This window comes from Corynebacterium tuscaniense (assembly GCF_008693065.1).
Classification (GTDB): domain Bacteria; phylum Actinomycetota; class Actinomycetes; order Mycobacteriales; family Mycobacteriaceae; genus Corynebacterium; species Corynebacterium tuscaniense.
Map to the genome: position 1 here is coordinate 1 of NZ_VXKH01000013.1, position 24,382 is coordinate 24,382.

19 protein-coding genes and 1 pseudogene are annotated in these 24,382 nt (G+C 58.7%); 4 read left to right on the forward strand and 16 right to left on the reverse strand.

The window, feature by feature from the left end; genetic code table 11:
- From obgE to F4V54_RS04290, 6 genes and pseudogenes are all read right to left on the reverse strand, one after another.
- Positions 1 to 387: pseudogene (gene obgE, locus F4V54_RS04265) on the reverse strand (GTPase ObgE); the annotation flags it as partial.
- A 335-nt stretch (positions 388 to 722) separates the two neighbouring features.
- Positions 723 to 1,067: a 50S ribosomal protein L27 gene (rpmA, locus tag F4V54_RS04270; protein WP_102723117.1), complete on the reverse strand. Its 345-nt coding sequence runs from the start codon at positions 1,065 to 1,067 to the stop codon at positions 723 to 725.
- A 26-nt stretch (positions 1,068 to 1,093) separates the two neighbouring features.
- Positions 1,094 to 1,399: a 50S ribosomal protein L21 gene (rplU, locus tag F4V54_RS04275; protein WP_034664346.1), complete on the reverse strand. Its 306-nt coding sequence runs from the start codon at positions 1,397 to 1,399 to the stop codon at positions 1,094 to 1,096.
- Between the two features lie 211 nt (positions 1,400 to 1,610).
- Entirely contained in the window at positions 1,611 to 4,319 is a 2,709-nt protein-coding gene (locus F4V54_RS04280; RefSeq protein WP_102723258.1) for a translation initiation factor IF-2 N-terminal domain-containing protein, read from the reverse strand.
- A 399-nt stretch (positions 4,320 to 4,718) separates the two neighbouring features.
- Positions 4,719 to 5,129 carry a nucleoside-diphosphate kinase gene (ndk, locus tag F4V54_RS04285; RefSeq protein WP_015381795.1) on the reverse strand — a complete coding sequence of 137 codons (411 nt, stop codon included), beginning with the start codon at positions 5,127 to 5,129 and terminating at the stop codon, positions 4,719 to 4,721.
- A gap of 17 nt (positions 5,130 to 5,146) precedes the next feature.
- Positions 5,147 to 5,452, reverse strand: coding sequence for a hypothetical protein (locus F4V54_RS04290; RefSeq protein ID WP_150386360.1), 306 nt, complete (start codon positions 5,450 to 5,452; stop codon positions 5,147 to 5,149).
- Between the two features lie 185 nt (positions 5,453 to 5,637).
- On the opposite strand from F4V54_RS04290, the gene F4V54_RS04295 reads away from it, so the two are divergent.
- The 3 genes from F4V54_RS04295 to F4V54_RS04305 all read left to right on the forward strand — a co-directional run bounded on the left by F4V54_RS04295 (position 5,638) and on the right by F4V54_RS04305 (position 9,732).
- Positions 5,638 to 7,152: an AMP-binding protein gene (locus F4V54_RS04295; protein ID WP_034664353.1), complete on the forward strand. Its 1,515-nt coding sequence runs from the start codon at positions 5,638 to 5,640 to the stop codon at positions 7,150 to 7,152.
- Positions 7,153 to 7,330: 178 nt separating this feature from the next.
- Positions 7,331 to 8,524, forward strand: coding sequence for an acyl-CoA dehydrogenase family protein (locus F4V54_RS04300; protein ID WP_150386361.1), 1,194 nt, complete (start codon positions 7,331 to 7,333; stop codon positions 8,522 to 8,524).
- 5 nt (positions 8,525 to 8,529) lie between these two features.
- On the forward strand, positions 8,530 to 9,732 hold the full coding sequence (locus F4V54_RS04305) for an acyl-CoA dehydrogenase family protein (RefSeq protein WP_150386362.1): 1,203 nt from the start codon (positions 8,530 to 8,532) through the stop codon (positions 9,730 to 9,732).
- 233 nt (positions 9,733 to 9,965) lie between these two features.
- Here the strand turns inward: F4V54_RS04305 and F4V54_RS04310 are convergent, their stop codons facing one another.
- The 9 genes from F4V54_RS04310 to F4V54_RS04350 form a co-directional block, all read right to left on the reverse strand.
- Positions 9,966 to 10,883: a hypothetical protein gene (locus F4V54_RS04310; RefSeq protein ID WP_150386363.1), complete on the reverse strand. Its 918-nt coding sequence runs from the start codon at positions 10,881 to 10,883 to the stop codon at positions 9,966 to 9,968.
- 185 nt (positions 10,884 to 11,068) lie between these two features.
- The gene (locus tag F4V54_RS04315) at positions 11,069 to 11,563 is read right to left on the reverse strand and encodes a GNAT family N-acetyltransferase (protein ID WP_150386364.1); all 495 of its coding nucleotides are present in this window, start codon (positions 11,561 to 11,563) and stop codon (positions 11,069 to 11,071) included.
- A 61-nt stretch (positions 11,564 to 11,624) separates the two neighbouring features.
- Positions 11,625 to 12,539, reverse strand: coding sequence for a DUF2262 domain-containing protein (locus tag F4V54_RS04320; RefSeq protein WP_170253105.1), 915 nt, complete (start codon positions 12,537 to 12,539; stop codon positions 11,625 to 11,627).
- 100 nt (positions 12,540 to 12,639) lie between these two features.
- Positions 12,640 to 14,847 (reverse strand): 3-hydroxyacyl-CoA dehydrogenase/enoyl-CoA hydratase family protein, encoded by a 2,208-nt coding sequence (locus tag F4V54_RS04325; RefSeq protein WP_150386366.1) that lies wholly within the window; start codon positions 14,845 to 14,847, stop codon positions 12,640 to 12,642.
- 3 nt (positions 14,848 to 14,850) lie between these two features.
- On the reverse strand, positions 14,851 to 16,002 hold the full coding sequence (locus tag F4V54_RS04330) for an acetyl-CoA C-acyltransferase (RefSeq protein WP_034664360.1): 1,152 nt from the start codon (positions 16,000 to 16,002) through the stop codon (positions 14,851 to 14,853).
- Between the two features lie 136 nt (positions 16,003 to 16,138).
- Positions 16,139 to 16,588, reverse strand: coding sequence for a DUF4233 domain-containing protein (locus F4V54_RS04335; RefSeq protein ID WP_102723124.1), 450 nt, complete (start codon positions 16,586 to 16,588; stop codon positions 16,139 to 16,141).
- Positions 16,588 to 18,033 (reverse strand): bifunctional tetrahydrofolate synthase/dihydrofolate synthase, encoded by a 1,446-nt coding sequence (gene folC / locus F4V54_RS04340; RefSeq protein ID WP_150386379.1) that lies wholly within the window; start codon positions 18,031 to 18,033, stop codon positions 16,588 to 16,590. The genes F4V54_RS04335 and folC overlap by 1 nt, the downstream gene beginning before the upstream one ends.
- Positions 18,034 to 18,070: 37 nt before the next feature.
- Positions 18,071 to 20,842, reverse strand: a complete 2,772-nt coding sequence (locus tag F4V54_RS04345) for a valine--tRNA ligase (RefSeq protein WP_150386367.1) — start codon at positions 20,840 to 20,842, stop codon at positions 18,071 to 18,073.
- 56 nt (positions 20,843 to 20,898) lie between these two features.
- Positions 20,899 to 21,882, reverse strand: a complete 984-nt coding sequence (locus tag F4V54_RS04350) for a malate dehydrogenase (protein ID WP_150386368.1) — start codon at positions 21,880 to 21,882, stop codon at positions 20,899 to 20,901.
- A 257-nt stretch (positions 21,883 to 22,139) separates the two neighbouring features.
- Here F4V54_RS04350 and F4V54_RS04355 point away from each other — a divergent pair, with 257 nt between their 5' ends.
- Positions 22,140 to 22,994, forward strand: coding sequence for a TetR/AcrR family transcriptional regulator (locus tag F4V54_RS04355; RefSeq protein WP_150386369.1), 855 nt, complete (start codon positions 22,140 to 22,142; stop codon positions 22,992 to 22,994).
- A 35-nt stretch (positions 22,995 to 23,029) separates the two neighbouring features.
- Here the strand turns inward: F4V54_RS04355 and clpX are convergent, their stop codons facing one another.
- Entirely contained in the window at positions 23,030 to 24,301 is a 1,272-nt protein-coding gene (gene clpX / locus F4V54_RS04360) for an ATP-dependent Clp protease ATP-binding subunit ClpX (RefSeq protein WP_034664365.1), read from the reverse strand.
- Between the last annotated feature and the right edge of the window lie 81 nt (positions 24,302 to 24,382).

Here is a 24,382-nt window from a genome sequence, read left to right on the forward strand (position 1 = left end):
CGCCGCGTTGCCCAGGCCACCGAAGCCGCCCTCCGCCGCGATGAACCGGGTGCCGGGCGTGACCAGGTCAGCGAGAATCTCCCCCTCCGCACTGCGCACCACCGTGCCCACGGGGACCTCCACTACCAAGTCCTCACCGCGTGCTCCATTCCGGTGATCCCCCTCACCGTTGCCGCCGCGCTTTGCCTTCAAGTGCGGGCGGTACTGGAAGTCCAACAGTGTGTGTACCTGCGGTGAAACCACCAGGATGATGTCCCCACCATGGCCACCGTTGCCCCCATCCGGCCCACCTAGCGGCTTGAACTTTTCACGGTGCACGGAAACACAGCCGTGGCCACCATCGCCGGCCTGTAGATGCAAGACAGCCTGATCAACGAACTGAGCCATGGTGGGTCTCCTCTCCTGCTGGGGTCAAATGGGGGTTCAGTGGGCGGGTCTAACCATGAAAATACCGGCGTCGGTGAAAGATTTTGCACCCCAACTGAAGGCCAAAATTAAACCTGCAGGTCAGAGATTTCTAAACTATGATAGTTACCGGTGAAATGTAATATCTTTCAACGACCGCGCCAGTGAGCGAGCCAGAGCGAGCCAGTGGACCGGGACGGACGGACCACGGGCCAGTACCCCCACCCACACAAAAACGCGCCGGCAACCCCCGCCCGGGGATCGCGGCGCGCTTAAGAAGCGTGGCCGTGGGAGCACTGAACGCACTCCCCGCTGGCTTACGCGGTAGCGGTCTTCTCCTCAACCACTGCGTCATCGACCAGGCCAGCCTCGTTGGCAGCCTCGATGACCTCGGAAGCCACGCCCTCGCCGTCAGCGGGGACGATGTTGACAATGCGACGCTTCTTCTTGATGCCGAACTGGACGGAGCCAGCTGCGAGTGCGAAGAGCGTATCGTCGCCGCCGCGGCCGACGTTGTCGCCCGGGTGGAACTTGGTGCCGCGCTGGCGGACGAGGATCTCGCCTGCCTTCACCTGCTGGCCGCCGAAGCGCTTCACACCGAGGCGCTTGGACTCAGAGTCGCGGCCGTTCGAGGTGCTGGATGCACCCTTCTTGGTTGCCATTGTGGTTCCTCTCTAAACGTCTCGGTTTACTTGATGCCGGTGATCTTGACGGTGGTCAGCTGCTGGCGGTGGCCCTGACGCTTCTTGTAACCGGTCTTGTTCTTGTACTTCATGATGTTGATCTTCGGACCCTTGCCATGCTCAACGATCTCAGCGGAAACGTTGACCTTGGCCAGGTCGTCGGAGGTGGCGGTTACCTTGGCACCGTCGACAAGCAGAACAGGGGTGAGCGCCACAGAATCGCCAGCTTCACCCTCGATCTTCTCGACCCGAACGAGGTCGCCTTCGGCAACCTTGTACTGCTTTCCGCCGGTCTTGACGATTGCGTACATAGCGGGTTACCCCTTTCTTCTTCTCGCACGGCGCCGGCATGCCACGGCACCACTATCTCATTCTTGCTTGTGTTTCGGGGTTTGTTAACGGCAGCCTCGCCCGCATGCTTGATCACAAAAGGCGCGCCCCAAAACAGCGACTGTCAAAGACTACACCGGCGCCCCCGCAAAGACCAAACTGCTCTTATGCGTGGGCGCAGTTCGTGTGTGTTTAAGTGGTGCGCCTCCGCGTAGCGCGTCGCCGGCCACGAGTAGGAGTGCGTGATGTGGCCTCTTTGGCCTCTTGCCGTTGCTTCGGTTCAGGCACCTTATGCACGCTTGTCGACGTCTTCCGCGTCGCACGCCTCCTACCCCTGCCCCCAGTAGTTCGAGTGACTGGTGCTTTCTCCTTGACCTCGATTGAAACCTCGCTTTGCGCCTCAGACGTGTGCTCGGCCTTAGCTGGGGTGTCCTTTTCGAAGTCCTCTCGGCGCGGGCGGTGATCAGACTTGGAGTTGCCACGCGTGTTGCGCTTGCGGCGCGGGGAGTTCTCAAACTCTTCCAGTGCCTCTTCGTAGGTTTGGGAAGTGGTCTGGGTTGTTTCCTCAGCGGTAGTGTCTCGCTTCTGCTCCTGCTGCTGACTTTCGCTTCGGCCGCGGCCACGGCCGCTGCCGCGGCGTCCGCGACGACGGGATGAACGACGCTTGGGCTGTTCCTCAGCGTCCTCAGCGGATACCACCGCGTCGGCGAGTTCCTCGATGCTGGAAGATCCGTTGGAGTCTTCCTGAGAGTCCTCGTGGGAGTTCATCGCCAAAGCGGTCGGGTGGTTGCCCGGATTCTGCGCCGGTTTATGGCGACGAGAGGAACGGCTGTGGCTGTTCTCCGCCCCAGATGAGTCGGCGTGGTGGGAGGTGTCGGTGGTGGTCACTGGGTCGTCGCTAAGCACGATGCCGCGACCATCGCAGTGCTCACACTTGGTGGAGAACGTCTCCACGAGACCGGTGCCCAAACGCTTGCGCGTGAGCTGAACCAGGCCAAGCGAGGTCACCTCCGAAACCTGGTGGCGTGTGCGATCGCGGCCGAGGGCTTCCTTGAGACGACGCAGAACGAGCTCCTGGTTTTCAGGGAGGATCATATCGATGAAATCGATGATGATCATGCCGCCGATATCCCGCAGGCGCAGTTGACGCACGATCTCTTCCGCGGCTTCCATGTTGTTGGCGGTCACGGTCTCCTCCAAGGAACCGCCGGAGCCGGTGAATTTGCCGGTGTTGACGTCAATGACAGTCATTGCTTCGGTGCGGTCAATGACCAGGGTGCCACCGGACGGCAGCCACACGATACGGGACAGCGCTTTCTGGATCTGCTCGTCGATGCGATAGACCTCGAAGGCGTCCTTGCCGTCGTGTTCACTGCGGTCGAATTTCTCCACTCGGTCCAGCAGATCAGGCGCAACTGACTGGACGTAGTTATGCACCACGTTCCAGGACTTCTTGCCGTCCACGACAAGGGCATCAAAGTCCTCGTTGAACAGGTCACGCACAACCTTGACCAAAAGCTTCGGCTCCTCATACAGCGTGACAGGCTTGGAACCCGGGGAGTTCTTTTCCTTCTCCGCCTGTTCCTGGATGGCCTCCCACTGGGTGTGCAGACGAGCAACGTCCGCACCAATAGCTTCCTCCGAGGCGCCTTCCGCGGCGGTGCGAATGATGGCGCCACCCTTGCCCGGAACAACCTTGACCAGGATGTCCTTGAGGCGCTTACGCTCCGGGGCGGGCAGCTTGCGCGAAATACCAGCACTGCGACCACCCGGGACATATACAAGGAAGCGCCCCGCCAAGGAAATCTGGGTGGTCAGCCGGGCACCCTTGTGGCCTACCGGATCCTTGGTCACTTGAACCAGCACCTGGTCACCGGATTTCAGAGCCTGCTCAATGCGGCGGGAACGGCCACCCAAACCAGCGGACTTCCAATCCACCTCGCCGGCATACAACACGCCATTGCGGCCCTGCCCGATGTCAATGAAGGCAGCTTCCATACTTGGCAGCACGTTCTGCACGCGGCCGAGGTAGATGTTGCCAATCATGGAGGCACTCTCGTCTGAATCCACGAAGTGCTCGACCAACAGACCATCTTCCAGAACACCGACCTGGGTCAGCTTGCCCGGACCATCGTGGCGCGCACGTTCACGCACAACCATGGTGCGTTCCACTGACTCGCGCCGCGCTAGAAACTCAGCCTGCGAGACAACCCGCGAACGCTTGCGCTCTTCCTCGCGCCGCTCAGTGCGACGACGGCGCTGCGCCTCCAAGCGTGAGGAGCCCTTGATCGCTTTAGGTTCTTGAATCTGATCTGCGGCAGACTCTTGCTTTTCCTCGCGCTTTTCTTCTTGCTTATCCGCGTCCCCTTTCGCCGCACTCCCCGATCGCCGCACACGTCTACGGGAACCAGTTGGTGCCTTGAAGATCGGCGCGTACACCTCCGTAGCTTCTTCTACTTCAGTGGCATGCGCTTCGGCTTCGGCAGCTTCTTCGGCGGAGATTTCTTCGACGAGATCCTCCACGTCAATCGGGGTATCTTCGGTGTCCTGCGGGGCGCCCTCCGCATCTTCAGCTAGGACCTGTTCGAGGTCCGCCTCAACCTTTTCCGTGATCTGGTTAATCTCGTTTTCCACGTCCTTGCGCACGCGATGCCGGATCTTTTCGTCCGCATCATCTGCAGCACTCTTCGTGTCAGCACTGTCCTGCGCTGCGGTTGGGGTTGCAGGGGCTTGCTCCAAAGCGTCGAGAAGCTGCTCAGTTTCTGCACGCGTCAGGGTGGACTGCGCTACCTTGACTAGCCCCAGATCGCTGAGAGCAATGATCAGTTCCTTTGACTGCATCCCCAGCATCTTCGCCAACGCGAACACACGGGTCTTGTCCTGAATCTGGGAACGATCCATCAACTGTTTCGACGCAGACTTCTTAGTCGTTTTCTTCGCGGCCTTTTTGTTCGACTTTCTAGCGGTTTTCTTGGTTGTTGCCCGGCGACGCGACTTGTCGGGGGTTGCAATGTCGTCCTTATCCGACACGGAAATCTCCTATTGAATTGACCGTGCAGGGTACGTCCACGCCTACCAGCCGGGCGCTGGTGGAAAGAAAACCACCGCCGCCGCACAGCTGCGCGTCCACGCCCACACGGTGATACGGGTGTGTATAAAGCTTGACACCTATTGTGTCACAGCTTGCGCGGAGACTGTGGGACGCACGCGGAGACGCACGGACCAAGAGAGAAAAAGCCCGGTGTTCAAACACAAAAAGTCCCCACTATGTTGTGGGGACTAAGACAGTACGGCGCGCACTTAGAGGTTCGGGAACCAGATAGCAATCTCACGCTCAGCGGACTCTGGGGAGTCCGAACCATGAACAACATTCTCACCAACGGTCAGAGCAAAATCACCGCGGATCGTACCAGGCGTTGCTGCCTCAACAGGGTGGGTGCCACCGGCCAGCTGACGCCACGCAGCGATAGCAGACTCGCCCTCGACGATGCCAGCTACCAGCGGTGCAGAGGTGATGAAATCAACGAGTTCACCGAAGAAAGGCTTGTCCTTGTGTTCCTCGTAGTGCTTCTCAGCGGTTGCGCGATCAGCGGTGCGCAGATCCATCTCAACGAGTTTCAGGCCTTTGCGCTCAATACGGGAGATGATTTCCCCCACGTGGCCATTCTTGACGCCGTCCGGCTTAATCAGAATCAGAGTACGTTCAGTCATGTTTCCAACCTTAGCGTCTAGAGCTCTCTAACGATGTCCGCGGCCTCGCCGTAGCTGGTGTTGCGAAACCACAACTGAACCTGACACGCTGCCTTATCCATATCGCCTGCAGCTTTCATCCCCGCAATAATCTCGCGCTGCTCCTCGTCTAAGTCGATGGGAGCACTTTCCATCGAGACATAGTTCTTCGCGAGCCACAGAACTAAGCACACCGCAGCAAACACAACGGCAGCGATATTGATTGCGCGCGGAAAATCCAGATAGACGCCAGCAATTGCCACCACCGAACCAAGCGCAGCGGCAATGAGATAAAGGGCTTTCATGATGTCTCACATTAGTGGAGGCAGCAGAATTCTTCACAGCTCCCCCTTAGTAAAACCCAAAGTAAAAATTAAGCCGATTTTTAGCACACGTTAATGAGGTGCAGGTCACAATGGTCTGCAGACTTCACAAGCCTAACCTTTCTTGGTTTGTGATTTTTCTCGTCCGGAATACCGAAAGGACCACCATGATCTATCAAAGCCCGTATCCAGATCTCGAGCTTTTCGACGGCTCCGTTTACGACCTGATCTTCCACAACCTGACCGCAGCCGACGCCGGCCGTCCTGCGATTACAGAACTGACTACGGGCAACAGCATCACCTATACCGAATTGAAGGAGGAGGCTGATGCCATGGCTGGATACCTTGCCGCGCACGACATTGGTCCCGGCAGCGTTGTCTCCCTACAGATCCCTAACTGCATCGACTTTGCTGTAGCACTCTTTGGCATCTTCCGCGCCGGGGCAACCGTGAACCCCATCGGTGTCCTGATGAATCCAAAAGACGTTGAAAGGATCGCAGGAATGGCCGGCGCAGACTTCTTCATCGGCGTGTCCGATGTTGGAAGTGAGCAGCATTTGTGGCATTACGAGGTGGAGCGGATCGCCGAGAAGCGCTTGCCCGCACCTGATATTCACGTCGACGGAAACACTTTGGCATCTGTCCCTTTCTCCTCGGGCACGACGGGCATGCCAAAAGGGGTGATGCTCACCCATAGCAATCTCACTTCTAATGTGCTTCAGGCACGTTACATGCTGGAAAAGAACGACATTGGGCCGCATACGAAGACCCTGTCACCTCTTCCTTTCTCCCACATTTACGGCATGACCGCGCTACTACTCACCCCGTTGCTGCAGCGCGCACACATCTTCACGATGCCGAAGTTCGACCTCGATATGTTCCTGCGTGCACACGGCGAGCACGACATTGAGATGACATTCATCGCTCCGCCCATGGCCGTCGCACTAGCAAAGCATCCCGCTGTCACTGCCGAGGGCTTCGCCGCAAGCAGGCTCATGTTCTCCGGCGCCGCCCCATTGGACGAGGAGGTTGCACGCGCCGTTGAACTCCGCATCAATACCGATTGTGTGCAGGGCTACGGCATGACGGAGACCTCCCCGGCCGTCAACATTGGCATCAAAAGCGAGAACAACCCAGGCTCTATTGGACACCCAGTTCCGAACACGGAGTGTCGCATCGTTGATATTGAAACCCTCGAAGACGTGCCCCAAGGAGAGGCGGGCGAACTCCTCGTCCGCGGCCCACAGGTGATGCGGGGCTACCTGAATAATGAGGAAGCCACCAATGAAACATTTGTTGACGGTGGTTGGTTGCGCACAGGTGACGTGGCGCGCGTAGATGAGGCCGGGTTCTTCTACATCGTCGATCGCGCAAAAGAAGTGATCAAGTACAAGGGCTACCAGGTTGCACCAGCGGAGCTCGAGGCACTGCTCCTCACCCACGAAGCAATTGCCGACGCAGGAGTGGTCGGCGTCAACCGCGACGGTTTGGAAATCCCGCGCGCATTCGTCGTCCGGCAACAGGGCGCTGATCTCACCGAAGAGCAACTCATGGACTGGGTTGCCGAGCGCGTCACCCCCTATAAGAAGGTGCGTGCCGTGACATTTATCGACGAAATTCCCAAAAATCCCACCGGGAAGATTCTGCGCAAAGACCTGCGCCTTATCCCCTTGGAAGCGTAGTCAGAACTCCCTCTTTCACCCGGGGTACAGATGAGGGGCAATGAGTGCGAGAAATCCTAGAAAAATCGCCTCAAAAACATTTGTAAACACCTGCGACATAAGTCACAATTAAAGGCGTTATGGTTTTGCTCCACATTCACGGGGCGGAACCTCGCCGGAATCCAAGAAAGAGGAACTCATGGCTGACAACCCAGTCCACGAACTGCTCGATCCGAAAACCGACTACTACCAGGTATTCGCCGATATTGACGGTGAGGACTTGGAGTGGTGGAAGAAGGCTCGCGAGTTCGGTGAATTCGCCCGCCCCTACATCAATGAGGGTTGGGAAAAGGCCGAGTACCAGATCCCTGTCGTAGAAGAAGCGGGTAAGCGTGGCCTGTTCCGTGATGGCATCGACATCGAGGGTGAGCCGCACATGTCCGTGCGTGCTGCCCGCCTGATGGCTTTCGAGTACGCACGTACGGATGCCTCCATGGGCACCGCATTCGGCGTTCAGGCTGGCCTGGCTATGCAGTCCATCGCCATGTGTGGTTCTGAGGAGCAGAAGGCTAAGTACCTGAAGCCGATGTGCCACCTGGAGATCCGCGGTGCATTCGCTCTGACTGAGCCGGATCACGGCTCCGACTCCATCGCTCTGGAGACCACCGCTGAGAAGGATGGTGACGAGTGGGTCATCAACGGCGAGAAGAAGTGGATCGGCCACGGCTCCGTCGGCCACATCGCCATCGTCTGGGCACGCGACACCGCCGATGGTCAGGTCAAGGGCTTCATCGTGGACCAGGACCAGGAGGGCTATGAGGCGGAGACGATCGTCGGTAAGGCATCGCTGCGCGGCATCCCGCAGGCACACATCAAGCTGAACAACGTCCGCGTTTCTGATGACCGCCGTCTGCCGGGCGCGAACTCCTTCCGCGACTGCGCGAAGGTGCTCACCGGTACGCGTGTGTCCGTCGCATGGGCATCCCTCGGTCTTGCCACCGACTGCTATGAGAAGGCTCTTGACTACGCCCAGCGCCGCGTCCAGTTCGGTCGCCCGCTGGTGAAGAACCAGATCATCCAACAGCGTCTCGCTGACATGCTGCAGGATTTGACCTCCATGTTCCTGTACTGCCGTCGCCTCCTTGAGCTCGAGGAGTCCGGCCAGCTCACCGAGCAGCAGGCAGCTCTGGCGAAGGTTCACTGCACCCGTGCAGCACGCAAGATCTCCGCTGACGCGCGCGACATGTTCGGCGGCGTAGGCATTCTCCTGGAGAACGACGTGGCACGCCACCACGCCGACATCGAGGCACTGCACACCTACGAGGGCACGGACACCATGCAGTCCCTCATCGTGGGCAAGTCCATCACCGGCGTCGGCGCATTCGCAGGTTAATCGCCATGGCAGATCAGAATGTGAATGGGGTTGCAGCGCTACTGAACCCGAAGACGGACTATTACCAGGTGTTCGCCGATGTTGATGGTGAGGACCTTCAGTGGTGGAAGAAAGCCCGCGAATTCATGGAATTCGCCCGCCCCTCCATCAATGAGGCGTGGGAGAAGGCCGAGTACAACATCCCCGGTGTTGAGGAAGCGGCACGCCGCGGCCTTGTCACCGACGGCATTTCTATCGACGGCCAGCCCGGCATTTCCATTCGTGCAAACCGCCTGATCCAGATGGAATTCGCGCGCACCGACGCATCAACGGCCACCGCGCACATCGTTCAGTCCGGCCTGGCGATGCGCTCGATCGACATGTGCGGCTCCGAGGAGCAGAAGGCCAAGTACCTGGGCCCGATGTCCCGCATGGAGATCCGCGGCGCCTTCGCCTTGACTGAGCCAGATCACGGTTCCGATTCCATCGGACTGGAGACCTCTGCTCGCCGCGAGGGCGACGAGTGGGTCATCAACGGTGAGAAGAAGTGGATCGGCCACGGCTCCGTGGGCCACATCTCCATCGTCTGGGCACGTGATGAGGAAGACGGTGAAGTCAAGGGCTTTATCGTTGACCAGGACCAGGAGGGGTATGAGGCGGAAACGATCGTCGGTAAGGCATCGTTGCGCGGCATTCCGCAAGCGCACATCAAGCTTAACGACGTCCGCGTGTCCGACGACCGCCGTCTGCCCAACTCCCACTCCTTCCGCGACACCGCGAAGGTGCTCACCGGAACCCGCATCGCGGTCGCGTGGGTGGCCCTCGGCATGGCGATCGACTGCTACGAGAAGGCTCTTGACTACGCCCAGCGCCGCGTCCAGTTCGGCCGCCCACTGGTGAAGAACCAGGTCATCCAGCAGCGCCTCGCTGACATGCTGCAGGAAGTCACCTCCATGGCGCTGTACTGCCGTCGCCTCCTCGAACTGGAGGAAGCCGGCGAACTCAACGAGAAGCAGGCAGCCCTGGCTAAAGTGCACAACACCCGCGGCGCACGCAAGGTGTCCGCCGACGCGCGCGACATGTTCGGTGGCGTAGGCATTCTCCTGGAGAACGACGTGGCACGCCACCACGCCGATATTGAATCCCTGCACACCTATGAGGGCACTGACACGATGCAGTCCCTCATCGTGGGTAAATCCATCACCGGTGTGAGCGCGTACCGTTCATAAGAACGCAAACACCGGGCCTGGCAACGTGCTGGGCCCGGTTTTTCATGCCCCGAACAGATCGAAGTGCGTCGCCTTATCTTCGTCGATATCTGTAGCGAGGTGCGAGTACACCACCAGGTCGTTGTAGATGCCACGCAGCAACTCAGCGTGCCTGCTCATTCCTTCGAAAGTGAAGTCGGCACGCTGCGCAACCCGTCGCCACGATGACCTGCGACGATCATCGGGACTATTGCTTACGTGCTTTGCAGACCTTGCAGATCATTGAAAATCTGCTCGTTGAAATCGTAAACATAAGGACCCCATTTTTTAATAGCGGCGGTCAAAGCACCATCATCTAAACCAGTGCTGGTGTCCACGACCCCGCGCGTGAACATCTCGATGTGGTCACCATAATCGTAAATACAAGCTGAGGGAGCCGCCGCTTGCATGCTCAGCCAGTTAATCGAGTGCGCAAGCGCCTCCCCCAAACCGGGCAAAGACTGTAGTGAAGATCCGATGATAAACCGCAGCGCACCGTCGATAACTTCGATGTCCATCTTCTGGCCGCCGATACTGGCTTCGACGACTTCCCCGATGTTTGTGGTGCGTACCTGCGGAATCGCCCCGGTTAGCTGCGTCATGCTGTGCACCACACGGGCCGTAGTTACCAGGGGGCCGAACTCGTCGTCGGGAGAACATTCATCCTTATACACGTCATAAATATCGGTGTTCAGCGCGAACTGTTCAGGGATAGTGACGGGAACCGTGACATCGATGAATCCCTGCTCAGCGATCTCGCGGTACCACGTGTCAATCTCGCGGAGGCAGGTGTTCCACCACGACTGCACCTGCCCCGCCGTGAGGCTTTCGCTGGCGAACATCGTCGATTTTGCCATCACCCGGTCCTCATAGAAGACGAACCGGCACACCCCCAAGGCGGACATTTGTAGAGCATTGCTGCGCATAAGAACATCAGATTCCTGGGAGACCACACCCGGCAGCAAAAAGGTCGCTTCGATCGACGCGTGCTCATCTTTGACCGCGATAAACGCCGCCATCCCGTCCACCGGATATGACCCGGTGGCCTGAGCCCTCTCGTCGCCAATGAGAACGTGCTGCCCAAGATTCGCTAACGCTATAGCGCACGCATTAAGGGTGAAGGGAATCTGCATGCTCGTGTGCTCCTTTAGTCGGTTCGGATCGGTCGCATAATAGTATCTGAGAAGAAACTAAGAGGACTACTCAAGGGCCTGAGATACAAACAGGAACACACAAGAAGCGGCTCCCATCATAAGAACCCGAAGACATGGTCCGGTTTTTCATGCTCAGAGCAGATCGACGTGCATCTGCCTATCCTCTAGTTGCTGTCTGTAGCGAGGTGCGAGTACAGCGCCACGTCGTTGTATGTGCCGCGCAGCAACTCAGCGTGCCTGCTAATCCCTTCGAAAGTGAAGCCGGCGCGCTGGGCAACTCGACGCGAAGCATGGTTGTGTACAGCTGCGCGAAGTTCGACACGGTGGACGCCTTCCTCGTGCGCCCCCTGCGTCACGATACGGACCGCCTGTGTCATGATGCCACGCCCCCGCGCCCACGGCGCAGTTGTATATCCGAGATTGGCCACATCATCCGACATGCTTCTTAACTCGACATTTCCGGCGTAGCGCTCATCGAGAACGATGGCGTAGCGTCTCACCCCTGTGGGTGGCGCTGCCAGAAACTCACGCAGATGGTCTTCTGTATATGGATCCGGAACATGAGTGAAGCGCACTGTCTGTTCATCTGTGACTGACTTCAAGATGTCTTCTTCAACGTGAGGTATCTGCGCGACCTGGTCCCAAGGCACAACCTTCATGGGGGCAACGGTAACAGGCTGAAGTCATCCGGGGCTTAGATAAGCGAAAGTCGCGTCTCAGTTAAACGTCGAGCTCAACCTCCGTGGGCGTACCGTCCTCATCTGCGAAAACCGTGACTGGATGTCCACCGAACAGGTAACCATCGTCGAGTTCGATGCAAATCTCACCACTTTCCATAACCGATACGTACACCGCACGGAAGCGCTCAACCACATCCTCGACGGTCCACTCCGGGGCAGGAGTTGGGCGGCCCTCAGCCTCAGCGACATCGTGGCGCCATTCGTTCGCGGTGGGCAACGCCTCCTTAGCCGCAAACCTGCAGGCATTATCAAGCATCTCTTGCGTGACAACGCGATTCATAACATCCACTGCCGGAGCGAAGCGTTCCTCTCGCTCAACCGGTTCCTGCAGCAGGGGATCCTTCCCTTCATAACTGATGCTGATGTTGACCCCGAGCGATTCTGCGCGGCCTAGGAAAGACTCAATGTCGCGATGGATGGTTAGATCACCTAAATCTGTGTTGATCACTTGATTCTTTCGGGCGAACGCAGCGAGCTCCTCCAATTCCGGATCTGACAGAAGGGAGGGAACGTCCCACACTGCAAAAATTGGCTCAGTACCGCTTCCCGAGTAGGGCAAGAAAGAAGACTCTGTCCCCCTCGTCCGGTACACCGTAAACGGCTTCAGATCAGCGATTTCACCGGGGTCAAACGTGACTTCTCCGTTTTCCGAGCGCCTCACATGCGGATACACGATCCTAATTCGGCCTGTGGTTACCGCACCGTCAGGAAGCAGTCTCACAGCGAGCCCATCAAGTCGCTCTTGGGAGACTGAAATCTCTTCCTTACCAAAAGGATTATCTACCGTGTAACGCTCAGGCACCCGCGCGAGCACAAAGAGAAATTCCTTCGCATCCCCCTTCAGCAATGTTTTCACAGCAGATTCATCCGGGAACTCTTGATAAAATGAAAGCACGGCGCCGATTATAAACGCGGTAGTTCTTCCCCTCTCTGCCACTACTTAAAAAGAAAGCCGGCTCCCGAAGAAACTCGGGGCCGACTTTAGGCGTTGAACGCTAGTTGTTCAGCGGGCGACGCGTGGTGGCCATAGCCACGGCGCGGTCATGGTTCTCCTGGCGTGCCAGAACCTTGGCCGCGGCGACAACCTGGCGGTTGCCCAACTCGTCCTCGTCCGCGGTGCCTTCACCCGTGTAGACGGAGGCAAGGGCCTCACCTATTGCCTTGTCAGTGTCAGAACCATCGGTGTACTCGAGGGTCTCGGTGGTCAGCGGCAGCTGGGCCTCAGTCGGCGCGGAGTAGCCTTCAGCGAGCTTCTTCACCAGCGCCAGTGCGCCTTCAACAACGTGGTCCTGGGACTGGATCAGCTGGTCATCCTTGCGCCAGAAGTCGATGTTGATGGCCGGAACCGGCTTGACGGTGCCCAGCAGTGCGTCGAAAGCGACCTTGTGCGGGTTCGGCACACCCAAGTCCACCAGGCGCTCCAAAAGGCGCACCGGGCCCGACCATGCCGGGAACAGGCCGACGTTGCGCTCCGGGAAGCCAACACGGGCCTCCGCATGGATCACGGAAGCATCGGTATGCAGGAGGAGCTCCATGCCACCACCCAGGGCGACACCGCGGACAGCACCAACGACCGGGAACGGTGCGCCACGCAGTGCGCGGAAGCCGTCGATGCCCTGCTTGATGGTGCGGGCCAGCTCCTCATTGTCGCCCTCCGGGCCGGAGAGCTTGGCCAAGGTGCCCAGGTCAGCGCCGGCGGAGAAGGCACGCTCCTCGTCGTTAGCAATGACCAGGCCCTTGAGGTCCCACTCACCGGCGTGGGTGAGTAGCTCAGTGACGTTGTTGGAGTTGGAGTTCATCGGAGTCTTGTACACAAAGACACCGAAGCCTGCGTAATCACCGTCGGTGAGCTTGTACACCGAAACGTCGGCGTTGCCAGCGATCTCCTCGGCACCAGCAACCAGGTCAGCAACACGGATGACACCTTCGCGGGCCGGCAGGTCCGTCAGCTTGCCGTCGGTACCCAGCACCTTGCCATCGGCGTAGAAACCACCTGCTTCCTGGGCTGCCTTGAGCAGCTCCGGGGCATCGTCGAAAAGCGATGCAACATAGTCCAGCCCGATGGAATCAGCGAGCTGGAATGGGCCCTGCTTCCAGCCGTAGCCGAGCTGCATGGCAATGTCGATCTGGTCGACAGAATCCGCGATTTCCGGCGCAGTGTCGCAGCAATACTTGATGAAGACCTTGAAGACTTCCTTGGCGTAGTTGCCCTCAGGCGTGCCGGATTCCATGAGCTCCTTGGCATCCTTGGGGACCTCGAAGGACTCCTTCGGGCGGTAATCGCCGGCGGCGAAGTCGTAGACCTCATCGCGGCCGCGGAAAAAGCCGGACTCGGCCGTGCGACCAGTAAAGCCCTTGTCCAGCAAGGTCTTGAACTCATCACGCTCCACGATGTTGTAGTCGTGGTACGCATCCGACTGTGGCAGCGCCTTCAGCAGGGAGCCCCAAATACCGGGGACGAGCTGGATGCCCACGTAGTCGAACAGGCCGAAGATGCCGGTGCGCGGAACGCCAAACGGACGGCCGAATGCGACGTCTGCCTGCTCCGGCTTAATACCCTGGTCGAAAGCGGTTTTGGCACCAGCTGCCATCCAGAAGTTACCAATGCGGTTGGCAATGAAGCCCGGGGTATCGCGGCAATCCACCACGACCTTGCCCAACTGACGCTCCAGCACGTGGTGCATCTTCTCGTTGACTTCAGCGGAGGTGTCCGGACCCTCGACGTACTCCACCAGACGCATCACGCGTGGTGGGTTGAAGAAGTGCGTGATGGAGAAGTCGCGCTTGAACTCATCCGATGCCTCGCCGAGCAGAACCTCGAGCGGGATGGTGGAGGTGTTGGACGACACCGGGGTGCCCGGCTTACGGTGCGCGTCGACCTTGGCGAAGGTGTCGCGCTTGACGTTGATGTCCTCGAAGACGGCCTCAACGATCCAATCAACCTCGCCGAGACGGTCCAAGTGGTCCTCGGTGTTACCCGGGGTGACCAGCTTGGCGTACTCAGGGCGCTGGAAACCGTAGCGCTTGAGCTGGGTGTCAATGCCGTTTTGGGCGCGAGCGTTACGCTCATCACCTTCAGCCCCCTCCACCGGCAGATCAAGGAGGTGAACCTTGATGCCAGCATTAGCCATGTGTGCGGCAATGCCAGCACCCATGGAGCCGGCGCCGAGAACAGCTGCTGTCTTGATGTCATTTACTGCCATGTTTTAAACCTCCAGTACGAGTGCGATGCCCTGGCCGCCACCGATGCACGCGGTGACGAGGCCGTAGCCGCCACCAGCGTTCTTCAGCTGGTGGATGAGCTTGGTGGTCAAAATGACGCCGGTGGCGCCGATGGGGTGGCCAAGTGCGATAGCTCCACCCTGAATATTGGTCTTCTCATTGTCGAAGCCGAGCTGATCAGCAACAGCGATGCACTGGGCAGCGAATGCCTCGTTGGACTCGATGAGCTTGATGTCTTTCAGGTCCAGACCAGCCTTAGCCAGTGCCTTCGGCACAGCGCCAACCGGGCCAAGGCCCATCGTGGCCGGGTCGCAGCCAGCAAGACCCCAGGAGACAACCTTGGCCAGTGGCTCCAGGCCGAACTCCTTCAGGCCAGACTCGGTGGTCATGACGGTGGCCGCCGCCGCGTCGTTAATACCGGACGCGTTACCAGCGGTGACTGTGCCGTCCTTCTTGAAGGTCGGGCGCAGACCAGCGAGCTTCTCCAGCGTGGTCTGACGCGGGTGCTCATCGGTGGTGAACTCGCCGACCGGAACGATCTGGTCCACGAACTCGCCATTGGCAATAGCAGCCGCTGCGCGCTCCTGGGACTGCAGCGCGTACTCGTCCTGGCGCTCGCGGGAAATGCCGAACTTCTCAGCGATGTTCTCCGCAGTAATGCCCATGCCGCCGTTGCCCATCGGATCCGTCAGCGCGCCGGTCAGCCAGTCAATCAGGCGGCCGTCGCCCATCTTGCGGCCCTGACGCATGCCTTCAACGGAGTACGGCGCCTGGCTCATCACCTCAACGCCACCGGCGATGGACAGCTTCGCATCACCCGTGATCAGTTGTTGGGCAGCGGAAATGATCGCCTGAACACCGGAACCGCACAAACGGTTCACACCATATGCGTGAGAACTTTGTGGCATGCCGGCCTCAAGCGAAACGGCCCGGGAGGTGTAGTTATCGCGCGGAATGGTGGTGACAACGTTGGCCCACACAGCGGAATCAAATTGGTCGGCCGAAACGCCGGAAGATTCGATCACGGACTTAGCAAGGTGGGCACCAAGGTCGATCGTGGCCATCTGGGATAGCGAACCTCCGAAGGTACCAACCGGGGTGCGCTTGGCCTGGGTGATGTAGATCGGCTCAGACATGGATCTCCTTCATTAATTGTGCTGGATTACACATCTCCACAATTATAGGGAAGATCACACTGGAGTATCCAACCTAAATCACTTTTCTTAGGCCACGTATCCTCGATCACATTTTTTGGGTGCCCCCACGATCCAATTACGTCCCCAAATGCTGAGTAACCAGCAGGCCACGTCGCTGGCGTTCAAGTATGTCGGCGCGCATCTTCACAATGAGGAACCACACGATTCCGAACATCACGCCCACCGCGCCGACGGACCAGTGAATAAAAAATCCGGGAATGATCAGTGGGACCTGCAGCGCAAGATCAAGCCACAGCGCCCACGGGCGGCGCTGCATGAAAGCGACGAAGAAGTGCACCAAACCCATCACGGTGATGAACACCCAGTTGAAGGTGGTCCAGAGTTCACCGTCATTAATTTTCAGGATCACGGTGAGGCACAGCAGGATGGTGATGGATTCCATCACCAACGTGCCAGCCAACACACCGGATAAGCCCTTTATCGGGTCCTTAACCGGTTCTGATCCGGGGCCGAGGGGTCCGTATTCTGCCGGACCGTTTTTATCGGTACGGGATGTGCGGGCCATTACTCAGGGTCCTTTCCAAACATCGCGCGGGCCTCGCCAGCGGTGACAACAGAGCCGGTGATGATCACACCGGAGCCGGATTGCACGCCAACAGCCTCAAGTGCCTCTTCAGCTAGTTCTACTGCCAGCGTATACGCCGACGGGAGGTGTTCTTCTACGTGGACGCGCTCCTCACCGAAGACGTCGCGAGCGATTTCGGCCAATTCGTAGGCATCTTTCGCCCGCGGTGATGAGTTCTGCGTGATCACCACTTCGCTCAATACCGGCTCCAGCGCCTGGAGCACGCCCAAGGCATCCTTGTCCCCGAGGATGCCCAGCACACCAATGAGGCGGGTGAAATCAAAGTCATTGGCCAATGCGGCCGCCAGAGCCTGTGCTCCGTGGGGGTTGTGGGTGGCATCGATGAAGGTCGTGGGCGTGGATCGCACGCGCTCCAACCGGCCAGGCGAAATTGCGTTAGCAAACCCAGCGCGCACAATCTCGGCGTCGAGTTGGCGTCCGCTACCAGCGCCGAAGAATGCTTCGACTGCGGCTAGGGCTACGGCCGCATTCCGCGCTTGGTGTGGTCCCGATAGTGGCAGGAAGACTTCCTCAAATGTGCCGGAGAGTCCGCGTAGCGTCACGGTTTGTCCGCCGACGGCAACGTTTGCGGATTCCACACCAAATTCTTGGTCGAGGCGCGCAACAACCGTGCCCATCTCCACTGTTTGTTCCAGGATCACGCGCATCGCTTCAGGTTCCTGGTTAGCCACCACGGTGACAGATTCCGGGTTGGTGATGATGCCGGCTTTCTCCCCAGCAATGTCCTCCAGGGTTTCACCCAGGTAGTCCGTGTGATCAAGCCCAATGGGAGTGATCACATCCACGTCCGCGTGCACCACATTGGTTGCATCCCAGCGACCACCCATGCCGACTTCAACAACAGCGATGTCCACAGGGGCGTCGGCAAATGCAGCCAGCGCAATAGCCACGGTGACCTCGAAATAGGACATTGGGTGATCGCTTTGCGCGTCCACCATCTCCACGAACGGTTTGATCTCGTCGTAGATGCGCACGAAATCTGCCGGGTGGATCGGCTCACCATCAATGCCCACGCGTTCTGTGATGGATTGCAGGTGCGGGCTCGTCGTCCGCCCCACGCGCGCACCAAAAGCACGCAGCAGGGATTCAATCATCCGCACCGTGGAGGTCTTACCGTTCGTGCCCGCCACATGGATGACTTTGTAAGTCTGCTCGGGGTGCCCCAGCAGGTCCATGAGCAGCTCAATGCGGTCCAGGCTCGGATCGATCTTCGTCTCCGGCCAGCGCGCGAGCAGCTCCGCCTCGACGCGAGCAAGCTCAGCAAGGTCACCGTCCGTCACAGGGCGTTCGATTGCTTCATTGCTTATGCGCGCCCCTGCGTCCTCTCCCCCACCCAGGTCCAGGACGAAGCCATCTTCATCCATCCGGACCTCGTAGTTCGCATCCTCGTCGTGGGCCACGCTACTTCGCTCCTTGCGCCGGCAAAGACTCCAGGCGTGCGGTGAGGCGGGCTGCCTCTTCCTGCGCGATCTGCTGGCGGGCCTTGATCTTCTCCACAACCTCAGCCGGAGCATTGGCCAGGAAGTTCTCATTGCCAAGCTGCTTACCGGTGGTATCCAGTTCTTTCTGAGCTGCAGCGAGTTCCTTCTCCAGGCGCTTGCGCTCTGCCGCAATATCGACGGTGCCTGACGTATCCAGAGCCACGTCCAGGGTGACGGTACTCAAACGCATCTCGACGCTCGCAGACGACGTGAAGTCATCATCCGGCGCTTCCACCTTCGCGATGGAGCGAACCATATCTTCCTGACCAGCCAAGTCAGCCGCAGCGAAATCAATCTGCGCTGGAACTTTCTGGGAGGGCTTCACCCCCTGGTCTGAGCGGAAACGGCGCAACTCGGTGATGAGCTTCACGGCATCCTCGATGCGGCGCTGCGCGGTTTCATCCACCTCCACACCACCATTGGTGTCGTCCGCCGTCGGCCACGGTGCCAAGCACAAAGAGTCCTTCTCTGTGAGTGCCTTCCACAACACCTCGGTGACAAACGGCATCGTCGGGTGCAGCAGACGCAGGATCACGTCGAGCACGCGGCCAAGCACGATCTGAGTGGTGCGGCCACGCTTCTGCTCTTCGGATGATGCTTCAGCGGCATCACGGGGGATCTGGGTCTTGGCAATCTCCAAGTACCAGTCACACAGCTCATCCCACGCGAAGTGGTAGAGCTCTTCGTTGGCTTTGGAAAACTGGTAGTCGTCGAGAAGCTTATCCACGTGGCCGCGGACCGTTTCCAGGCGATCGAGGATCCACTTGTCCGCATCCGTCAATTCGCTGCGCTCGGGCAATGCCCCGGGTGCAGCTCCGTTCATGAGAGCGAACTTGGTGGCGTTGTAGAGCTTGGTGGCAAAGTTGCGGGCGGATGCGGCATTGTCATCGCCGATCGGTAGATCAATACCCGGGTTCGCGCCACGCGCAAGTGCAAAGCGAAGAGCGTCCGCGCCGTAGTCACGCACCCAATCCATCGGGTCAATGCCGTTGCCCAAGGACTTGGACATCTTCCGGCCCTTCTCATCGCGGACGAGGCCATGGAGGAAGATATTGTCGAACGGAACTTGGGGTCTACGATCCGCTCCGCCGCCAAGGATCTCCGGCGTTTGAGTTCCAGCGAAGGTGCCAAACATCATCATGCGGGCAACCCAGAAGAAGAGAATGTCGTAGGCGGTGACCAGTACCGTCGTTGGGTAGAACTTTTCCAGCTCCGGGGTCTTGTCCGGCCAGCCCATCGTGGAAAACGGCCACAGGGCAGAGGAGAACCAGGTGTCCAGAACATCCGGGTCCTGCTCGTATCCTGCCGGTGCTTCCTCATCTGGGCCGAGGCAGATGATGTCACGCTCACCGTTTTCATCCTCCGGGCCGTACCAAATCGGGATGCGGTGACCCCACCACAGCTGGCGTGAAATGGTCCAGTCGTGCATATTGTCCACCCAGTCGAAGTAGCGTTTCTCCAGGGACTGCGGGTGGATGACGGTATCGCCTTCACGGACAGCCTCACCGGACATGCGCGCGAGCTCATCCACCTTGACAAACCACTGCAGGCTCAAGCGTGGCTCGATTGGCTCACCGGTGCGCTCAGAGTGCCCAACGGAGTGGACGTACGGGCGGACTTCTTTGACGATGCGCCCTTGCTCCGCCAGTGATTCACGAACTCGCACGCGCGCCTCAAAGCGCTCCATGCCATCGAACTGGGTACCGGTATTGGCAATGTGCCCGGTCTTGTCCATGATGATCGGCATGTCCAAGTTGTGGCGCAGGCCCATCTCATAGTCATTCGGGTCGTGCGCTGGGGTGATCTTCACCGCACCGGTACCCAGCTCCATGTCCACGTAATCATCAGCGATGACCTCAATGGTCAGATCATCGCGGAAAGGGTGCGGGAACTTTTCACCGATGAGGTGCTGGTAGCGCTCATCATCCGGGTGGACGGCAATAGCCACGTCACCGAGCATCGTTTCTACACGGGTGGTGGCGACGATGAGGTGCGGCTCATCGTCGTTCAACGAGCCGTAACGGATGGAGACGAATTCGCCCTCGACATCCTTGTAGACAACCTCGATGTCTGACACCGCGGTCTCCAACACCGGGGACCAGTTGACCAGGCGGTAATCGCGGTAGATCATGCCCGCGTCATACAGCTGCTTGAAAATGGTCACAACGGCGCGGTTTAAACCCTCATCGAGCGTGAACCGCTCACGCGACCAATCCACGGAATCACCAATCGCACGCATCTGCGAGGTGATGGTGCCGCCGTACTTTTCTTTCCACTCCCACACGCGCGAGATGAACTCTTCACGGCCGTAGTCGTAGCGGTCTTTCCCCTCGGTCTCCTTGAGCATGGCCTCGACCTTGGTCTGAGTGGCAATGCCCGCGTGATCCATGCCCGGCAACCACAGGACCTCATAGCCCTGCATACGCTTACGGCGCACCAGAGAATCCATGAGCGTGTGGTCCAACGCGTGCCCCATGTGCAGCTGACCCGTTACATTCGGCGGAGGCAGCACGATCGAGTACGCAGGCTTTTCCGAAGACGGGTCCGCCGTGAAGTAACCACGGGCTACCCAATCATCGTAAATTCCTTGCTCAAGCTCCTGCGGCTCCCAACTCTTAGGCAGGCTATCTGCCCGGTTGACGCCGATGAGGCTCTCATTGAATGCGCTAAAAGTCCCGGAAGTGTCAGTCACGGTTAGATAGTCTAACGCGGGCTGGTTTTCCGGGACTCGTCGATAAGCAAAGCTCTCTAGAACAGACGGTCCGCGATCGCTGCTTCCTCGCGCAGCGCCTCAATATTCGCGTTGATGCGCGCACGCTGGAAATCAGTCAGCTCAAGGCCTTCCACAACAGTCCAGCGACCATCACGCGCGATAGCCGGGAAGCCGAAAACCAGGCCCTCATCCACGCCGTAGATGCCTGTCGACGGCACCGCCGTCGTCGCCCACTTCCCTTCCGTTCCAGCAACCCAATCGCGCATGTGATCAACGGCTGCGGATGCCGCGGAGGCAGCGGAAGAACGCCCACGGACCTCAATGATCTCCGCACCGCGCTTGGCCACACGCGGGATGAACTCATCGACGTACCAGGCCTCATCCACCAGATCCTTCACCGGCTGGCCGCCCACCGTGGCATACGCAATATCCGGGAACTGGGTGTCCGAGTGATTGCCCCACACCGCAATGTTTTCAAACTCGCTGGAGTGCTTGCCCAGCTTCTGTGACAACATCGAAATCGCGCGGTTGTGGTCCAAGCGCATAAGCGCATTGAAGTGCTCTGCCGACACATCCGGCGCTGCCTTGTTAGCAATGTACGCATTCGTATTTGCCGGGTTGCCCACCACGAGGACGCGCACGTCATCCGCCGCGTGGTCATTAATCGCACGGCCCTGACCAATGAAAATCTGGCCGTTTGCCTGCAGCATGTCAGCGCGGGACTCACCCTTACCGCGTGGCTTCGCACCAACGAGGAACGCTGCATTCGCATCGTCAAAGGCCTTCGCCGCATCATCCGTCACGGTGATGTTGCCCACGCGCTCCAACGCGGAATCGGACAGCTCCATGGCAACACCCTCAGCGTTGCTCACGTGGTCTGGCACCTCCAGCAGTGCCAAGTCCACGATGGTATTAGGGCCGAAGACCTCGCCTGCTCCGATTCGCCACAGCAGCGAGTAAGCAATGTTGCCGGCAGCGCCGGTGACGGTGACTTTGACCTTGTTGGGTGTGGTGGTCATATCTCCTCCTAGGAATTGGGCCGCTTGGGGTAACGTGCATGGCCGCATACCCCCGAATAGGCGCATCCGGACCATCTACATGCCCCATGCTACCCCCGAACCTCTAGGACTTTTCCCCACCAATGCCCCATCTTGCGCGATGCAACGGGCAAAAAGGCCCACTGTTAGGCACGATGAACAAGAGTGATTTTTGGTTCAACTAAAGGCCATGGAACAAAAGACCACGGAATAAAAGCAGAAAGACAAAGGACACAGACGTGACGGAACCCAGTGTCGGCAGCACCCACCCCGACAGGAATACACCCGCGGGCCCCGCTGTCCCCACTAGCGCGGCCGAAGGGGCAAACAAAACGACCCTCGACCGTGCCATCACTGTTGCCTTGTCGTATTTTGCTCAAGAGGGCTATACAGCCACCAAGCTGGATGCGATAGCCAAGGAAGTAGGCATGTCTAAGCGCATGCTGCACTACCACTTCGGGGATAAGAAAGAGCTGTATCGTCGCTGTCTTGTCCATGCCGTGTGGAGTTTCTCCCCACCTCAAGATTTCCTGGAACGCTCCTACGCCGCACCGGTGGAAGGCATTCGTCGTTTCGTTGATGCTATCTACCACGGAATGGTGCAGCACCCTGAGGCCATCCGCCTGCTGTTGCGTGAGAACCTCGATCCGGTACTCACCCCCGGCGAAGCCACCTCACTACGCAGTGAATCCGAGGTGATTTTGCAGCTCGAACGCCTCCTGCTCATGGGGCAGGATGTGGGCGCTTTCCGCCCAGGTATCAGCGCTGCGGATGTGGTGGTACTCATCGCTTCCCTATCTTTCTTCCGCACGAGCAACAGCATCACGCTGGATGAATTCAGCGCCATCAACTTGCTCAGCCCCGCCAACACCGAAGGCATGCGGCGCCTGACCATTGATGCTGTGCTGACATTCCTCACGTCCAACATCCCGGATTCGGGCTATGAGTCCTACCTCACCCACACCACCGGCACCCCGCACGCTATCCACTCTGATGATGATGGCTACACGAAGGACTACCTCTCAGGCACCTCCATCGCCGAACCGCTTATCGACGACATATACGACGACGACCTCGAACCCTCCGGCGAGTAGACACCGGCGAATAACCATCCGCCGGTGAAGACGTTTTAAGCCGTCTTCTTCGTATCGTGCAACACGTATTCAGGGTTGGCCCCCGAATCAATAACCGCCTTGCCAATGACCACTTCACGGACATCATCACGGTCCGGCAAGTCATACATGATAGGTACGAGAGTTTCTTCCATGATGGCCCGCAGGCCACGCGCACCAGTGCCACGCTCAGCAGCCTTCTTCGCCACCGCATGCAACGCGGCATCCGTGAAACGAAGTTGCGCACCATCCATTTCAAATAGGCGCTGGTACTGCTTCACCAAAGAATTCTTCGGCTCCGTGAGCACCTTCACCATCGAATCCTCATCCAAGTTCTCCACTGCAGCCAAGATAGGCAGACGCCCAATGAACTCAGGGATCAAACCGAACTTAACCAAATCCTCTGGCTGCACCTTGGACAGCAGATTCGCCGCATCACGCTCTGAAGCCGAATCAATCTCCGCCCCGAAACCAATGCCCTTCTTGCCCACGCGCTCAGCGATGACCTTGTCCAAGCCATCAAACGCACCAGCTACAACAAACAAGATGTTGGTGGTGTCCAGCTGGATGAACTCTTGGTTCGGGTGCTTACGCCCGCCCTGCGGCGGAACGGAGGCAACGGTTCCCTCCAGGATCTTCAACAGTGCCTGCTGAACACCCTCACCCGAGACATCACGCGTGATCGACGGGTTCTCTGACTTACGGGAAATCTTGTCCACCTCATCGACATAAATAATGCCGTTCTGCGCACGATTTACATCAAAATCAGCCGCCTGAAGGAGCTTGAGCAGGATATTCTCCACATCTTCGCCCACATAGCCGGCTTCCGTCAGCGAGGTTGCATCCGCGATGGCGAAAGGCACATTCAACATGCGCGCCAAGGTCTGCGCCAAGTAGGTCTTACCGGACCCTGTTGGCCCCAGCAGAAGGATGTTGGACTTAGCAATCTCAACATCCTCGTCCTTCTTCCGAATGCCCTCCAGCTCCGTACGAACGCGCTTGTAATGGTTGTACACCGCAACAGCAAGAGTGCGCTTAGCCTGATCTTGGCCAATCACATACTGATCCAGAAATGCCGTGATCTCCGACGGACGAGGCAGCTTCGCATCCTCCTGCGACTCCTGCGTCTGGCTGCCAGCAAGCTCCTCCTCGATAATCTCGTTACACAGCTCAATGCACTCATCACAGATGTACACTCCGCCGCCAGCGATGAGCTTCCGCACTTGTTTTTGGCTCTTGCCACAAAAGGAGCACTTGAGTAGATCGGAGCTATCTTGCGTAACCGCCATTGTGTGTCTCTTCAACCCTCGCTTGGTGGATTTCTAACTGTATAAACGCTACCCCACCCACCCGATATTTCCGCTAAGTGG

Excerpts from the sequence above, each read along its gene's own strand:
- F4V54_RS04335 (WP_102723124.1), bottom strand. The coding sequence starts at position 16,588 with ATGGCCCGCACATCCCGTACCGATAAAAACGGTCCGGCAGAATACGGA.
- F4V54_RS04300 (WP_150386361.1), top strand. The coding sequence starts at position 7,331 with ATGGCTGACAACCCAGTCCACGAACTGCTCGATCCGAAAACCGACTAC.
- F4V54_RS04310 (WP_150386363.1), bottom strand. The coding sequence starts at position 10,883 with ATGCAGATTCCCTTCACCCTTAATGCGTGCGCTATAGCGTTAGCGAAT.
- F4V54_RS04280 (WP_102723258.1), bottom strand. The coding sequence starts at position 4,319 with ATGGATCGTTCCCAGATTCAGGACAAGACCCGTGTGTTCGCGTTGGCG.
- rplU (WP_034664346.1), bottom strand. The coding sequence starts at position 1,399 with ATGTACGCAATCGTCAAGACCGGCGGAAAGCAGTACAAGGTTGCCGAA.
- F4V54_RS04325 (WP_150386366.1), bottom strand. The coding sequence starts at position 14,847 with ATGGCAGTAAATGACATCAAGACAGCAGCTGTTCTCGGCGCCGGCTCC.
- F4V54_RS04350 (WP_150386368.1), bottom strand. The coding sequence starts at position 21,882 with ATGACCACCACACCCAACAAGGTCAAAGTCACCGTCACCGGCGCTGCC.
- F4V54_RS04315 (WP_150386364.1), bottom strand. The coding sequence starts at position 11,563 with ATGAAGGTTGTGCCTTGGGACCAGGTCGCGCAGATACCTCACGTTGAA.
- F4V54_RS04290 (WP_150386360.1), bottom strand. The coding sequence starts at position 5,452 with ATGAAAGCCCTTTATCTCATTGCCGCTGCGCTTGGTTCGGTGGTGGCA.
- ndk (WP_015381795.1), bottom strand. The coding sequence starts at position 5,129 with ATGACTGAACGTACTCTGATTCTGATTAAGCCGGACGGCGTCAAGAAT.
- rpmA (WP_102723117.1), bottom strand. The coding sequence starts at position 1,067 with ATGGCAACCAAGAAGGGTGCATCCAGCACCTCGAACGGCCGCGACTCT.
- F4V54_RS04330 (WP_034664360.1), bottom strand. The coding sequence starts at position 16,002 with ATGTCTGAGCCGATCTACATCACCCAGGCCAAGCGCACCCCGGTTGGT.
- F4V54_RS04295 (WP_034664353.1), top strand. The coding sequence starts at position 5,638 with ATGATCTATCAAAGCCCGTATCCAGATCTCGAGCTTTTCGACGGCTCC.
- clpX (WP_034664365.1), bottom strand. The coding sequence starts at position 24,301 with ATGGCGGTTACGCAAGATAGCTCCGATCTACTCAAGTGCTCCTTTTGT.
- F4V54_RS04305 (WP_150386362.1), top strand. The coding sequence starts at position 8,530 with ATGGCAGATCAGAATGTGAATGGGGTTGCAGCGCTACTGAACCCGAAG.
- folC (WP_150386379.1), bottom strand. The coding sequence starts at position 18,033 with ATGGATGAAGATGGCTTCGTCCTGGACCTGGGTGGGGGAGAGGACGCA.